This window comes from Dermacoccus sp. CCH2-D9 (assembly GCF_001556795.1).
Classification (GTDB): Bacteria; Actinomycetota; Actinomycetes; order Actinomycetales; family Dermatophilaceae; genus Dermacoccus; species Dermacoccus nishinomiyaensis.
The window spans coordinates 1-14,667 of the sequence record NZ_LSJT01000128.1; the positions used below are offsets into that span (position 1 = coordinate 1).

Annotated in this window: 13 protein-coding genes; 10 read left to right on the top strand and 3 right to left on the bottom strand. The window is 70.4% G+C overall.

The features are described from left to right. The 3 genes from AX669_RS10770 to AX669_RS10780 form a co-directional block, all read left to right on the top strand. The coding region (locus AX669_RS10770) for a class I SAM-dependent methyltransferase (RefSeq protein WP_062258372.1) at positions 1-699 on the top strand (699 nt) is incomplete at its 5' end. Then, positions 696-1,433, top strand: a complete 738-nt coding sequence (locus AX669_RS10775; protein ID WP_062258374.1) for a bifunctional 2-polyprenyl-6-hydroxyphenol methylase/3-demethylubiquinol 3-O-methyltransferase UbiG — start codon at positions 696-698, stop codon at positions 1,431-1,433. The genes AX669_RS10770 and AX669_RS10775, both read left to right, overlap by 4 nt. Beyond that, positions 1,430-4,975, top strand: a complete 3,546-nt coding sequence (locus tag AX669_RS10780) for an alpha-(1->3)-arabinofuranosyltransferase family protein (protein ID WP_062258376.1) — start codon at positions 1,430-1,432, stop codon at positions 4,973-4,975. Before AX669_RS10775 ends, AX669_RS10780 begins: the two co-directional genes overlap by 4 nt. On the opposite strand, the gene AX669_RS10785 is transcribed toward AX669_RS10780, so the two are convergent. Continuing rightward, positions 4,914-6,029: an acyltransferase gene (locus AX669_RS10785; RefSeq protein ID WP_062258378.1), complete on the bottom strand. Its 1,116-nt coding sequence runs from the start codon at positions 6,027-6,029 to the stop codon at positions 4,914-4,916. The two genes, AX669_RS10780 and AX669_RS10785, sit on opposite strands and share 62 nt — an antisense overlap. Before the next feature lie 71 nt (positions 6,030-6,100). Between AX669_RS10785 and AX669_RS10790 the strand changes: the two genes are divergently transcribed. The 5 genes from AX669_RS10790 to AX669_RS10810 all read left to right on the top strand — a co-directional run bounded on the left by AX669_RS10790 (position 6,101) and on the right by AX669_RS10810 (position 10,534). Continuing rightward, on the top strand, positions 6,101-7,210 hold the full coding sequence (locus AX669_RS10790) for a GHMP kinase (RefSeq protein WP_171969901.1): 1,110 nt from the start codon (positions 6,101-6,103) through the stop codon (positions 7,208-7,210). Continuing rightward, entirely contained in the window at positions 7,210-7,836 is a 627-nt protein-coding gene (locus tag AX669_RS10795; RefSeq protein ID WP_231729577.1) for an SIS domain-containing protein, read from the top strand. The genes AX669_RS10790 and AX669_RS10795 overlap by 1 nt, the downstream gene beginning before the upstream one ends. After that, positions 7,833-8,402, top strand: a complete 570-nt coding sequence (locus AX669_RS10800; protein ID WP_006943304.1) for an HAD-IIIA family hydrolase — start codon at positions 7,833-7,835, stop codon at positions 8,400-8,402. Before AX669_RS10795 ends, AX669_RS10800 begins: the two co-directional genes overlap by 4 nt. 72 nt (positions 8,403-8,474) lie before the next feature. After that, positions 8,475-9,548, top strand: coding sequence for a DUF3068 domain-containing protein (locus tag AX669_RS10805; protein WP_062258383.1), 1,074 nt, complete (start codon positions 8,475-8,477; stop codon positions 9,546-9,548). Positions 9,549-9,550: 2 nt separating this feature from the next. Continuing rightward, positions 9,551-10,534 carry a UDP-glucuronic acid decarboxylase family protein gene (locus tag AX669_RS10810; protein WP_062258385.1) on the top strand — a complete coding sequence of 328 codons (984 nt, stop codon included), beginning with the start codon at positions 9,551-9,553 and terminating at the stop codon, positions 10,532-10,534. 53 nt (positions 10,535-10,587) lie between these two features. Here AX669_RS10810 and AX669_RS10815 read toward each other — a convergent pair whose 3' ends face one another. Continuing rightward, positions 10,588-11,397, bottom strand: coding sequence for a class I SAM-dependent methyltransferase (locus AX669_RS10815; protein ID WP_062258386.1), 810 nt, complete (start codon positions 11,395-11,397; stop codon positions 10,588-10,590). Between the two features lie 220 nt (positions 11,398-11,617). On the opposite strand from AX669_RS10815, the gene rpsA reads away from it, so the two are divergent. Further along, positions 11,618-13,117 (top strand): 30S ribosomal protein S1, encoded by a 1,500-nt coding sequence (gene rpsA / locus AX669_RS10820; RefSeq protein ID WP_006943310.1) that lies wholly within the window; start codon positions 11,618-11,620, stop codon positions 13,115-13,117. A gap of 111 nt (positions 13,118-13,228) precedes the next feature. After that, the gene (locus AX669_RS10825) at positions 13,229-13,972 is read left to right on the top strand and encodes a cobalt-precorrin-6A reductase (protein WP_062258387.1); all 744 of its coding nucleotides are present in this window, start codon (positions 13,229-13,231) and stop codon (positions 13,970-13,972) included. A 64-nt stretch (positions 13,973-14,036) separates the two neighbouring features. Here AX669_RS10825 and AX669_RS10830 read toward each other — a convergent pair. Further along, positions 14,037-14,667: cobalamin biosynthesis protein (locus tag AX669_RS10830; protein WP_082740910.1), on the bottom strand; the 631-nt coding region annotated here is incomplete at its 5' end.

Here is a 14,667-nt window from a genome sequence, read left to right on the forward strand (position 1 = left end):
GACCCGACCCTCGACGCGGCCCGCCTGCGCCTGACCCACCGTGCCCTCGTCGCCGACGGCGCGCCCGCGTCGGTCTTCGAGATCGGGTACGGCGCCGGGGGATTGCTGCGCGCCTTCCATGACGCGGGGGCGCGCGTCGCGGGCGCCGACCCGGATCAGCTCGACCGGGACGTCGACCCCGTCGTCGTCGCGCACGGTCGCCTGCACGCCTGCGGCATCGAGGAGGTGCCGGCGGGGGCGCCGCCCGTCGACCTCGTCTACGGCATCCACGTCCTCGAGCACGTCGTCGACCCGATCGAGACGCTGCGCCGCACGCACACACTGCTGCGCCCCGGCGGTAGCGCCCACTTCTTCACCCCGGCCGGCGACTGGGCCGGCCTGCGCCTCGCGAGCGACGGCTGGTGGATGCTCGAGGACCCGACGCACATGCGCTTCTTCACCGCCGATTCCCTCATCCGCGCCGCGCGTGAGGCAGGCTTTGACGACGTCGAGATCCGTCGCCCGCCGCTCGATTCGCTCGTCCACGACGCCGCGAGCGCCGTCCGCCGCGTAAGGCCTGCGCCTCGGCCGCAGGGGGTTCTCGCACAGCGCTCGACGCTCGCTCTCACCGCTGCGACGCTGCCGCTCACTCTCGCTGCACGCGCGCTCGTGCCCCGGCTGCGCCCGACGCTGCACCTCGTCGCGCGGAGGCCGGAGTGACGTCTCGCCCACGTGCCGCGACGCGACGGGGCCTCGGGCGCAGCGTCCGGTTGTTCCGTGCGTTCCTCGTCGAGCAGAGCGACCCGCACCGCTTCTACTCGGCTCTCGCCGACGACTCGATCGCGATCCTCGCCGAGCACGTCGACCTCGACGGTGCGCGCGTGCTCGACGTCGGCGCGGGCCCGTCCGAGTTCGCGGACGCCTTCCTCGCGGCCGGCGCCCACTATGTGCCGTTGGACGCCGACGCGAGCGTCCCCTCGGTGCGTGACGGCGGCGTCGTCGCGGACGCGGAGCACCTGCCGTTCGCACCGCGAACCTTCGACGTCGTGTTCAGCTCGAACCTGTGGGAGCACGTGAGACGCCCCGAAGCGGTCGCCGATTCGTTGCTCGACGCGCTCGCGCCGGGGGGCGTGCTGTTCCTCGCGTACACGAACTGGTTGAGCCCGTGGGGTGGGCACGAGACGTCGCCGTGGCACTGGTTCGGCGGCGAACGGGCGGCGCGACGCTACGAGCGTCGGCACGGCCACCCGCCGAAGAACCTCGTCGACGAGGGCCTTTTCCGGGTGAGCGTCGCGCAGGGGCTCGCCTGGGCGCGCTCGGTCGAGCAGCGCGGCGGTGAGCTGATCGACGCCCGTCCCCGCTACTGGCCGGATGCCGCGCGCGCCGTCCTGCGGGTGCCGGGGCTGCGCGAGATCGTCACGTGGAACCTGCTCGTCCTCGTGCGCCGCGGATGAACGCGACGCGCGCACGGCTGCTCGCGCTGCGCGTCGCATTGGTCCTCGCGTTCGTGCCGTGGCTCGTGCAGCCGGGCGTCATCCAGCCGGACACGAAGGTCGACCTCGTCGTCTCGCCGTGGCGTTACCTCGCGCGCTCGCTCGACGCGTGGTCGACGCACTCGGGTTTCGGCGAACTGCAGAACCAGGCCTACGGCTACCTGTTCCCGATGGGCCCGTTCTTCGGCGTCCTGCATTCGCTCGGCGTGCCCGGCTGGGCGGCGCAGCGCGCGTGGTGGTCGTTCATCCTCGTCGTCGGCTTTCTCGGCGCGGCCCTCGTCGCGCGCCGCATCGCCGGGCTGAGCGCGGGGGCGGCCTGCGTCACCGGTGTCGCGTACGCGCTGAGCGCACGCGTGCTGACGCTGCTGTCGGAACTCAGCGTCGAGACGTGGCCGGGCATGCTGCTGCCGTGGCTCGTCCTCGCCGTGTGGTGGGGATGGCGCAGCGGCCGCCACATCAGGTTGCTCGCGTCCACCGGTGTGCTCGTCGCGTGCCTCGGCGGCGTCAACGCGACGGCGTCGCTCGTCGCCGTCCTCGGCGCCGGATTGTTCGCGCTCGTCGTGACGCGCGAGTGGCACCTCGTCGGCGCGTACGTGATCGGCGCCGCGTTCGGCAGCGCCTGGTGGCTCGGGCCCCTCGTCGTCCTCGGCGGGTACGCCTACCCGTTCCTCGACTTCATCGAGACCGCGCGCATCACGACGGCCGTGACGACGCTGCCCGCCATCCTGCGCGGTGCGTCCGACTGGGTCGCCTACATCGTCGACGCCGACGGTCACCCTGTCTGGCAGTCGGGGTGGGTCGTCGCGCAGGGCACCCTCAGCATCGTCGCGTGTTCGACGCTCGCCGGCATCGCGCTCGCAGGGCTCATGACGACGCGCGGTGGTGCCTCGCGGGGCGCGCAGGATGACGTCATCCGCGCCGCGCGCCGCGTCCGCGTCGCCTGCGTCATCCTGCTCGCGGGCGGCATCGTGGGCATGGCCCTGCCCTACGCCGGCACGCACAGTGGCCCGTTCTCCGGTCTGATGCGCGATCTGCTCGACGGCCCGCTCGCTGCGGCGCGCAACGTCCACAAGCTCGACCCGCTCGTCAGACTGCCCCTGGCCATCGGCGTTGGTGCGGCGTGGGATGCGCTGGCGCGCAGGAAAACTCGTGCGGATCACCCTCGCGCCGCACGCACCGCGTGGGTGGCGCGGGCCGGCATCCTCGTCGTCCTCGTCGGCACGCTGGCACCGTTGCTCGTCGGGCGTCTCGGTGACGCGAACGGCGTGCGCGCGTGGCCGGCCTCGCTCGTCGCCACCGCCCGAGACGTGGACGACGCGGCAGCCCGCGACGGCGGATCAAGTCTCGTCCTGCCGTCGACGCGCTCGGCCCAGGCTGACTGGGGGAACGCCACCGACGAACCGCTCACCGCGTTCGCCGCGTCGCCCATCGTCGTGCGCGCCTCGGCTCCGCTCTACCACCCGGGTGCGCAGCGGCTCGTCGATGCCGTCGACACGGCCCTCGCGCCGGGTTCGGCGAGTGATCGGGGACGGGCGAGCGAGGCCGTGCAGGCGGCGGCACGGGCGGGGGTGCACCGCATCGTCGTGCGCTGGGGGAGTTCGACGTCGCAGCAGACGTCACCGCCGCAGGCGTACGTCGCAGCCCTGACACACGCCGACGGAGTGAGCGCCCATCGCGTCCACGGCAGCGGCGCCACGCGCTACGACGTCTTCGACCTGGCCCCCACACCGTCGACTACGGGCGCTGCGGTCTCCGTCCTCGGCGGTCCGGAGTCGACGCTGACGCTCGCCGGCGTCGGCGTCAGCGCGAGGCGCCCGTTCGTCACGGGCCGTGCCGACGGGTGGATCACCGACGACGTGCGACGCCGCGCGTACAACAACGGCCAGGTCGTCGGACGGGCCTTCGGGCCTGCCCTCACCGCCGATGACCCCGCGCCCACGCGCGTCGGCGCGCACGACCTCGACTTCCCCGGCCGTGACGCAGGAAGCAGCGTCCGCCGCGTCACCGGCGCCTCGCGCATCGAGGCGACATCGTCGACCGCCGACCCGTTCGCCTCGCTCTACCTCGGCCCGGGCACGTCTGCGGACGCGGCGTTCGACGGCTCCGACGACACCCGCTGGCTGACGTGCGCCGACCGGCCCAGCACCCTGAGCGTGACGTGGGACGGCGGCGCCCCCGCTCAGACGATGACGCTCGTCCCTGCGGCCACGGGCGACGCGCGGGTGGCAAGCGTCGACGTGCGCTTCGACGGGCGATCCGTGAAGCCGCAGCAGGGCGCGGGTAGCACCTGGAGAATCGACGTGCCGGCCGGGACGCGCGCGGTCGCGGTCACCCCGCGCGCGGCGCCGGGGACGGGCACGAAGAATGCAGCCGTCGGGCTGGTCGAGGTGCGCTCCACCCGCCCCGTCGTCAGCGTCGTACACCTGCCGGGCACCGTCGATGGCACCCGAAACGGCGTCGTCGTGACGCGCACGCACCCCTGGTTCGACGGTCACGCGCTGGCGTCGGAGGATGACGGTGCGTGGACGCGAGCATTCACGGTCTCGCGTGCTGCGACCATGAACGTCACGCTGACGTTCAAGGCTGGCGTGGCGCCCGGATCGGTGCGAGAGCCCCTCATGATGCGGTCCGGATCCGGCGCCTGGCAGCCTGCCGGAACACCTGGTGGAGGGGCCGATACTGCAGGGAGAACGAGGTTGATGGCCCTGCCTGCCGGCGAGGCCAACCTGAAGGTTTCACCTGAGGTCGAACGTGTGACACTTGTTCCGGCCGCCGCGGCGGCCAGGGACCAGCTCGGACTCAGTGCGGATTCGAGCACGGACACGCCGGCCAACCCGACGCTCGCCTCGACGCAGGGCGCCAACGCCGGTTGGGCTCTCGACCCGGCATCGCCCACCCCCGCATCTGGCATGACCGCCGGTAGCACGCGCCTCGTGACCCTCGACGGATGGCGTCAGGGCGCCGAGCACGCCGCCCACGGACAACACTTTGTCTTCGCACCGCAGCACCTCCACCGCCTCAGCCTCGTCGTCGGTGCGGCCTGCGCACTCGCGTGCCTCGTGCTGCTCATTGCCACGACGTGGTGTGCCGCGGCGTCATCGCGACGCGCTGCGCCGATACGCCGCCAGGCAGCCTCCGACGACTTCGCGCTGCAGACACCGCGGGCACTCGTAGCGCACGCAGAATCTGCCGTGCCGGCCTCGCGCCCCCGCGCCGCCCTCGCGCTTGCCGTCCTCACCGCCATCGCGGCGGCACTCCTGGGATGGGTGGCGATACCCGTCGTCCTCGTCGCTTGCTTCGTGCCGCGGCGTCGACGGCGGGTGCTCGTCATCGCGCTCATGGTCGCGGTCGGCCCGATCATGGCGGCGCTCGGCGTCGTCGATCGCGGATCGCTCGGCGCGGTCTCCGGCCAGGTGCTGACGGCGCTCGCGCTCGTCGTGTTCAGCCTCGAGGTAAGCAGTGTGCCCAGCGGATGGCGGGTGCTTCGACGACGCGCCAACTGAGTCGCGCCAGTGCGAGTGACACGACGAGCGTCACGATGAGTACGAGAGCGAACGGCGCGTGGAACAGCCTCAGGTGCAGGGTCGTGAACAGCACCTGCAGCACGAGAACATGCCACAGGAACAGGCCGTAGCTGACGTCGCCCGCGCCGCTCAGCAGGGCCTGCGCCTCGGCGCGCGTCGGCCACGTCTCGTCTTCCGACGCTCGGACGGCCGCGCCGAGCAGCAACGCCGCGATGAGCGCGTACGCGAGTTCCTTGACGAGCGCCTGCCCGTGCGTCGGTGTCTCGAGGTGGATCGGCCCGCCGAGCGGTGTGGCCACCGCGACGTACGTGACGCCCGCCCATCCCAGCAGTGCTGACGGCGACGCTTCACGCACCGCGAGCCCCATGCGCGCCCGGCGGCCTGACCCGCCGGTCGTCGGGTCGGCCGTGAACACCCACCCCGCCGCCACACCGACGGCGAACCACGCGGCGTGTCCGATGACGCTCGTGCTGACGGCCCCGAGGTTCGCCCGTCCGCTCGAGGCGGCGAGTGTCTGCACGACGAGACCGGCGACGGCGACGAACATCAGGACCGGCAGCGGAGAGCGACCATCACGGCGACAGCCGCGCAACCACCGGCAGATCAGCGGCACGAGGGCGTAGAACGTCACCTCCGTCGTGATGCTCCAGGCCTGCGTGAATCCACGGAACGACTCGCCCGCGTATCCCTGCAGCAGCGTCAGGTGTGACAGCACCGAGCGCACGTCGACCGCACCCGGTTCGACCGCCAGCGTGACGACGACGACCGCCGCGAGCGCGACGAGATAGGCCGGCAGGATGCGTGCGGCGCGCTTGCGCCAGTAGTGCCTCGTCGGGGCCGCCCCCGCGCTCGCACCACGCGTCAGCAGGTAGGCCGATATGGCGAAGAAGACGGCGACGCCGACGTCACCGCGGGCGAGCAGACGCCCGACGCCGTCGATGCTCGAACCGCCGCTCCAGTAGGCGACGTGGGAGACGAGGACGAGCCCGGCAGCGACGCCTCGCAGCGGATCGATCCATGGAATGCGCTGCATGTGCCGTCCCTCACATCTACCATCGGGTAGCGTGCGTCCGGCACGCATCATCGAATGGAGGCTAGCCGCCCATGAACGACGAGGCGCGATCCACCCCCGAATCTTCTCCCGGGCCTTCGCCCGAGGGTCGGGCGTACGTCGACTACCGACGTCCGGTGCTGCGTGCGCGAGCGCCGCTGCGCGTCAGTTTCGCCGGGGGTGGCACGGACGTCGCGCCGTTCCCCGAACGCGAGGGCGGCTGCGTCCTGTCAGGCACCCTCAGCCAGTTCGCGTACTCGACGCTGCGTCCGCGCACAGACGGCCGCATCACGGTGCAGTCGCTCGACTTCGGTTACTCGATCGGCTTCGGCGTCGACGACCCGGTCGAGTACAACGGTGAGCTCGATCTGCCGAAGGCCGCGATAGCTCGCATCCGCGAGGTGCCGGGTGCGCTACCCGTCAGCGGGTTCGACCTGTTCCTCCACACCGCGGCGCCCCCCGGTTCGGGGCTGGGCAGTTCGAGCGCCGTCATGGTCTCCGTCATCGGCCTCGTCGCGCAGCACTGCGGCCTCGACCTCACGCAGTACGAGATCGCCGAGCTCGCCTATCGTCTCGAACGCGAGGATCTCGGCATTCCCGGCGGCTCGCAGGATCAGTACGCCGCAGCCTTCGGCGGGTTCAACTTCATCGAGTTCACCGCCGACCAGGTCGTCGTCAACCCGCTGCGCGTGCGCAGCGCCACCGTCCACGAGCTCGAGCACAACATGTTGTTGGCGTTCACCGGGCAGACGCGGGTCAGCGACCACATCATCGAGGATCAGCGCAGCCGCTACGAGACGGGCAACGCCGAGGCCCTCGAGGGGTTGCGGGCGCAGAAGGAACTCGCCGAGCGGATGAAGATCGCGCTCGTTCGCGGCGAGGTCGACACGATCGGCCGGCTGCTCGGCGAAGCGTGGCGCGAGAAGCAGAAGATGTCGACGCGCATCACGACGCCGCTCATCGACGAGGCCATGCGGCGCGCCCTCGACCACGGCGCGCTCGGCGGCAAGGTGACGGGTGCCGGCGGTGGCGGCCACATGGTGTTCATCTGCGAGTTCGAGCGCCGTCACATCGTCGCCCGGCAGCTCATCGACCTCGGCCTCACGGTGAGCGAGCCGATCTTCAGCCATGACGGCGTCACGACGTGGAGGGGGCAGAGCTGATGGAGCACCCCATCCACACCCTGGCGGACGGCGCGGCCTCGCCCGCGCTCACCTCACGTCTCGACGCGGGTATCGCCGCGTGGGCGCAGCTCGTCGACGCCGTGCGCGAGGCGGCGCTGCACGCGCAGGTCGTCGCCGCGGGGGAGGCGGTGACGAACACGCTCACCGGCGGACACAAGATCCTCGTCGCCGGCAACGGCGGCTCCGCGGCGATCGCGTCGCACGTCGCCGCAGAGTTCCTCGGCAAGTGCGTCCACGACCGTGCGCCGCTGCCAGCGATCAACCTCGCCGAGAGTCTGTCGTCGGTCACGGCCATCGGCAACGACTACGGCTACGAGCAGGTGTTCGTCCGCGGCGTGCGGGGCCTCGGGCGGGCGGGCGACGTCTACGTCGCGATGTCGACGAGCGGACGCAGCCCCAACATCGTCGCGTCCCTGGCCGCAGCGCGCGAGCTCGGGATCACGACGATCGCGATGACGGGCGCCGGGGGAGAGCACCTGCGCGACGACGTCGACCACCTCCTCGTCGTGCCCTCGCACGAGACGCCGCGCATCCAGGAGGTCCACATGCTGTGGGCGCACGCGTGGTGCGAGGCCGTCGACGATCTCAGCCAGCCCGGCGCGTGAGCCCCGATCCGAGCGGACGCACCCACACGCGCCTGCCGCGTCCCGGGGCCGGCGCCCCGTACGACGTCGTCCTGCTCGATCGTGACGGCACACTCAACGCCCTCGCCCCCGGGTATCGCACGCCCGACGACTTCGCGCTCCTGCCGGGGGCCGTCGACGCGGTGGCGCGCCTGAGTGCTGCGGGCTGCGCGATCGTCGTCGTCACCAACCAGCAGGGCCTCGCGACGGGACGGCTGACGTGGGCGCAGCTGAGCGCCGTCAACGCCCGGCTGATCGCCGAGGTCGAGGCCGCCGGCGGCCGCATCGACGACGTCCGCCTCTGCCCGCACGCGGCCGACACCTGCGTGTGCCGCAAGCCGGCGCCCGGCCTGCTGTGCGCGCTGTTCGACGAGAATCCGCACGTGTCGCGCGAGCGCAGCGTCATGGTCGGTGACGCCGAGACGGATGCCGCAGCCGCCACAGCCGCGCGGGTGGCGTTCATGCGATGCGAGCCGACGATCGGGCTCGCCGGCGTGGTCGATTCGCTCGTCGATGACGAAACGGGCACAATTCCATCTCGTTGGTGAAACCGGTCACATTGCCCCTGCTGCAGGTGTTACCGTCGCGTAAGTTCCAGTCCCTGCCTAGGAGGCTCTCCCGTGCGCAAAGCCGCAGTCATGATCGGATTCGGTGCGTTCTTCCTGACGTTGGCGCTCCTGATGCGGTTCTACGCGTACCCGAAGCTGGCCGTGATCCCGAGTGATCAGAATACCCAGCAGACGGTCACCGACGATCACGCCAGCTACTTCGACGCCGACACGGTCAAGCCGGGGTCGGGCAAGATCATCACGAAGGCGACCGTCGTCGCCAACAAGGAGATGACGAAGAAGGCCTCCAAGGAGCTCGGCCGCGACGTCATCGTCATCGACCAGTGGCAGACGACGGACAACGTCAACGACAAGGGCCAGACGGCGTCGCCGCCGATGGATGCCTCGACGCAGCAGTACGCCGTCGACAAGTCCTCGGGTGAGGCCGTCAAGTGGAGCGGCAACATGCTCGACGGCAAGCCCACCAACTACGAGGGCCAGACGATCAAGTTCCCGTTCCAGGTCGACAAGAACAAGACCTACCGCTACTGGGACTCGACGCTCGGCAAGGCCTTCCCGATGAAGTACGCGGGTTCTGAGGACATCAAGGGTCTGAAGACGTACAAGTTCACGCAGACGATCCCGAAGACGAAGTTCACGACGATGGACGTCCCGGGTGAGGTCTTCGGTCTGCCCAAGGGTTCGAAGCTCGCCGACCGGTACTACACGAACGACCGCACGGTGTGGGTCGAGCCGGAGACGGGCGTCATGATGAAGCTGCAGGAGAAGCAGCACCAGACGCTCGAGGTGCCGAACGCGAAGCCCGTCGACGCGATGCCCACCACCTCGACGATGACCGACGAGACGATCAAGAAGAACGTCGACGACTACAAGACGAAGTCGAGCCAGCTCAAGATCCTGCGCCTGTGGGCTCCGCTGCTGCTCGGTCTGCTCGGTCTGTTCGCGCTGCTGCTCGGCCTGTTCGTCTCGCTGCGTGCCGGCCGTGAGCGTCGCGCCGCCCGCCATGAGCGCCGTGACGAGCGCGAGGTCGACGAGGTGCGCCACGACGACGACTCCACGCTCGTGTTCGGTGACCACCCGCACTCGCGTGGCGCGCACTCCGCCGATGAGCGGGGTCAGTACTGAGCATGCGGATCGTCATCACGGGAGGTGCGGGCTTCCTCGGCTCTCACCTGTCCGAGACGCTCGTCGCACGCGGTCACGAGGTCGTCGCCGTCGACAACCTCGTGACCGGGCGCCGCGCGAACGTCACGCAGCTGGAGGCTTCAGGTCGTTTCGAGCTGATCGAGCACGACGTGACGGAGCCCTTCGACGTCGGCGGTGACGTCGACGGCATCCTCCACTTCGCGTCGGCGGCTTCACCGGTCGACTACCTGAAGCTGCCGATCGAGACGCTGCGCGCCGGTTCGCAGGGCACGCAGAACGCGCTCGAACTCGCGGCGCGCAAGGGCGCCCGGCTCGTGTTCGCCTCGACGTCCGAGGTGTACGGCGACCCTCAGGTGCACCCGCAGCCCGAGACGTATTGGGGTCATGTCAACCCGGTCGGCCCGCGCGGCGTCTACGACGAGGCCAAGCGATATGCGGAAGCGCTCGTGCTCGCTTACCGCAAGGCGCGCGGGGTCGATGCCGGCATCGTGCGCATCTTCAACACGTTCGGCCCGCGCATGCGGCCCAACGACGGTCGCGCCATCCCGAACTTCGTCCGCCAGGCCCTCGCCGGTGAGCCGGTCACGGTCAGTGGCGACGGTGATCAGACGCGGTCCATCTGCTACGTCGACGACCTCGTCGCGGCCATCCTCGCGATGCTGCTCGAGACGCACGACCCCGGCCCGGTCAACATCGGCAACCCGCACGAGATCTCGATGCGCGACCTCGCGCAGTGGATCATCGAGCTGGCGGGGTCATCCTCGACACTCGAGTTTATTGAGCGCCCCACGGACGATCCGACGGTCCGTCGCCCCGACACGACGAAGGCGCAGCGCCTGCTCGGCTGGTCACCGCAGGTGCCCGTGGAGACTGGGCTGCAGCGCACCATCGAGTGGTTTCGCACCGAGGCCGCGTCGGCTCCGGTCCTGACACCCGGTCAGACCGAGGAGATCCTCAACCGCTGACGCCGATCCCGGCCGCGGCCGACCCTGTTGGCGGTATTCGCGCGACGCACCCTTCAGGCAGGTCTGCGGCCGGCGAGGATGAGCGTGCCGGGCACGAGCCGTCCGCGCAGGGGGCTCCAGCCACCCCAGGTCGACTCGTTCGACTCCTTCCACGGCAGTTCGCGCAACTGCTCGAGTACGAGCCCGGCGTCGAGCAGTTCGCGCACGCGCTGCTCGAGAGTGTGGTGGTGCTCGGCGTAGACGACGTCGTCGCCCGCCGCCTCGGCGTAGGGCGTCGTGTCGAAGTACGAGTGCTGGATCGTCAGCCCGGCGGCGTCGGGCACATCGGGCAGGCTCCAGCGGACGGGGTGCGTCGTCGAGAACGCGACAACCCCGCCTGGGCGCGTGACGCGCGCCAGTTCCCGCATGAGGGCCGAGGTGTCGGCGATGAACGGAACGGCGCCGAAAGCCGAGAAGACGACGTCGAAGGAGGCGTCCGCGAACGGCAGTCGGCTCGCGTCGCACTGCACGAGCGGCAATGACGTGCCGGTGCGGGCGTCGAGTTGCACGGCCGTGCGCAGCATCCCGCCGGACAGGTCCGTCGCGACGACGCGTGCACCCTGCCTGGCGCACCAGCGTCCGGCCTGCGCGGCGCCGGCACCGAACTCGAGGAGGTCGCGGCCCGCGAGCCCGCTCGGCTCGCCGAGGACGTGGAGATCGTCCTCGCGCCACCCCTCCGGCCCCCAGACGAACTCGGCGTCACCGAGGAAGGCGCCGTGCTCGTCGAGATAGTCGCGCGCCTCGGCGTCCCACCACGAGCGATTTCCGCGGGCGGACGAGGCTGCGTCGACGTCGAAGCGTCCGGCACGGTCGGGGGTCTGCATGAACCCACGCTACGATGCCCTTCCCATTTGGCCCTGATGGCCCCGCGTGCCTAGGATGAGAGGGCGTGTCGTACGTGCCCACGCTCCCCGTCGCTCGCAGACGGGGCCGGGCGCGCCCGAGACGTTGTTCGATTTGTCCGCAGAGGCGGTCCGCCTGCGCGCGTTGTCGCGCCCGATGGTCTCGCCTCCCGAATTGCCCACCGAAAGTTACTTCTTACACATGACTTCCACCACCACGTCCCCGATCGCTGTCAACGACATCGGTTCGGAGGAGGAGCTGCTCGCCGCGATCGACGCGACGATCAAGCACTTCAACGACGGCGACATCGTCGAAGGTGTCATCGTCAAGGTCGACCGTGACGAGGTTCTCCTCGACATCGGTTACAAGACCGAGGGTGTCATCCCCTCGCGCGAGCTCTCGATCAAGCACGACGTCGACCCGGGCGAGGTCGTCAAGGTCGGCGACGACGTCGAGGCTCTCGTCCTCCAGAAGGAGGACAAGGAAGGCCGCCTGATCCTGTCCAAGAAGCGTGCGCAGTACGAGCGCGCCTGGGGCACGATCGAGCAGATCAAGGAAGACGACGGCGTCGTCACCGGTACGGTCATCGAGGTCGTCAAGGGTGGTCTCATCCTCGACATCGGCCTGCGCGGCTTCCTCCCTGCGTCGCTGGTGGAGATGCGTCGTGTCCGCGACCTGCAGCCGTACGTCGGCAAGGAGATCGAGGCCAAGATCATCGAGCTCGACAAGAACCGCAACAACGTGGTCCTGTCGCGTCGTGCGTGGCTCGAGCAGACGCAGTCCGAGGTTCGCACGACGTTCCTCAAGGAGCTGCAGAAGGGCCAGGTCCGCTCCGGCGTCGTGTCCTCGATCGTCAACTTCGGTGCGTTCGTGGACCTCGGTGGCGTCGACGGTCTCGTCCACGTCTCCGAGCTGTCCTGGAAGCACATCGACCACCCGTCCGAGGTCGTCGAGGTCGGCCAGGAAGTCACCGTCGAGGTGCTCGACGTCGACATGGACCGCGAGCGCGTCTCGCTGTCGCTCAAGGCGACGCAGGAAGACCCGTGGCAGCACTTCGCTCGCACGCACGCCATCGGCCAGGTCGTGCCGGGCAAGGTCACGAAGCTCGTCCCGTTCGGTGCGTTCGTGCGCGTCGAGGACGGTATCGAGGGTCTCGTCCACATCTCCGAGCTCGCCGAGCGTCACGTCGAGCTGCCCGAGCAGGTCGTCACCGTCGGTTCCGACATCTTCGTCAAGGTCATCGACATCGACCTCGAGCGTCGTCGCATCTCCCTGTCGCTGAAGCAGGCGAACGAGGACGGCGCTGCCGCCTCCGAGTTCGACCCGACGCTGTACGGCATGGCTGCGGAGTACGACGAGCAGGGCAACTACAAGTACCCCGAGGGCTTCGACCCGGAGACGAACGAGTGGCTCGAGGGCTTCGACGCGCAGCGTGAGAAGTGGGAGAAGCAGTACGCCGAGGCCCACTCGCGCTGGGAGGCCCACCAGGCCCAGATCGAGCAGGCCCGCAAGGACGACGCCGAAGCTGCGGCGTCCGGCGAGACCGCCCCGACGTCGTACTCGTCGTCGAACTCGGGCTCGAGCTCGCAGGGTTCGTCCTCCTCGTCGTCGAGCTCCAGCTCGAGCTCGGCTCCGGCCGAAGGCACCCTCGCCTCCGACGAGGCGCTGGCTGCTCTGCGCGAGAAGCTCACGGGCAACTGATCCACGCGATCAGCTGAGAGCCACGGCTCTCACCCGCTGAACGTCGGCCCCTCTCACTGCGGTGAGGGGGGCCGACGGCGTTGTCGGGGCACGGGTCGGTAGGCTGCGGGCGTGTCATCGACGAAGGTGCTTATCCTCGGCGGAACGAGTGAAGCCCGCGCTCTCGCAGCACGCCTCGACGAGCTGGGGATCGCGTTCGTCAGTTCCTTGGCCGGGCGCGTGTCGCGGCCAAGGCTGCCGGTCGGCGACGTCAGGATCGGCGGGTTCGGCGGCGTCGCAGGGCTGACGGCGACGCTGCGCGACGACCGCTTCACGCACGTCGTCGACGCGACGCACCCGTTCGCGGTCACGATGCGTTCCCACGCGGTGGCTGCCTGCGCGGCCGCCGACGTCCCGCTCGTGCGCCTCGCGCGCCCCGGTTGGCGTGAGCACCCGGATGCGCCCACCTGGCACTGGGTCAGCACCTACGCCGGCGCGCGGGCGCTCGTCGACGCGCAAGGGTGGCGTCGGCCGTTCGTGACCACAGGGCGTCAGACACTCGAGCACTACCGCGGTTGGGACGACAAGGCCGCGCTCGTGCGCATCGTCGAACCGCTGGACGTCCCCGCGCCGCCCGCGTGGACGGTGTTGCACACCCGCGGGCCGTTCGACGTCGACGCCGAGATCGCGACGATGCGGGAGCACGCCGTCGACGTCGTCCTGACGAAGGACTCCGGCGGCAGCTACACCGCCGCGAAGCTCACCGCAGCACGCGAACTCGGCGTCCCCGTCGTCGTCGTCGCACGGCCCGCGGCACCGGCCGGGCTGCGTGAGGTGAGCACGCTCGACGAGGTCGTGACGTTCCTGCGGAGCTGACGAGCGGGGCTGTTCCTGCGTTCTAATACGCGCGCGGTTCGGCTGTGCCGCACACGCGAACCGGTCAGTTCATCGTGCGACGCCGCGCGAGGAGACGCGCGCCGAGCGCGAGGACGAGGACCGTGCGTCCGACGCGTCGGGTGAGCCGTACCGCACGCGGGATGTCGGTGACGTCGACCGCGCGTCCGTCGCCGAGTTCACCGCGATGCTCGGTGCGACCGGCGTACACGTTCGTCCCGCCGAGGCGCACCCCGAGTGCGCCCGCGGCGGCGGCCTCGACGGGCCCGGCGTTGGGGCTCGGATGCGCGGGGGCGTCACGGCGGACGTCGCGCACGACGTCGCGCACGCGCGACGGCTCGCCCGCCACGACACAGCTGATCGCCGTCGCGAGCACGCTCACACGGGCCGGAACGGCGTTGAGGACGTCGTCGAATCGTGCCGCGGCCCAACCGAACTGCTCGAGCCGCTCGGTCCGGTGCCCGATCATCGCGTCAAGCGTGTTGGCGCAGCGGTGCAGCACGACACCAGGCGCCCCGAACCCCGCGCCCCAGACGAGGGTTGCCGCGACGGCATCCGACTGGTTCTCGGCAAGCGACTCGACGACGGCCCGGGCCATCTCGTCGGGGCCTGCCTGCGACGTGTCGCGTCCGACGAGCGAGCGAATGCGGTGACGAGCGCCGTCGAGGTCGTCGGCA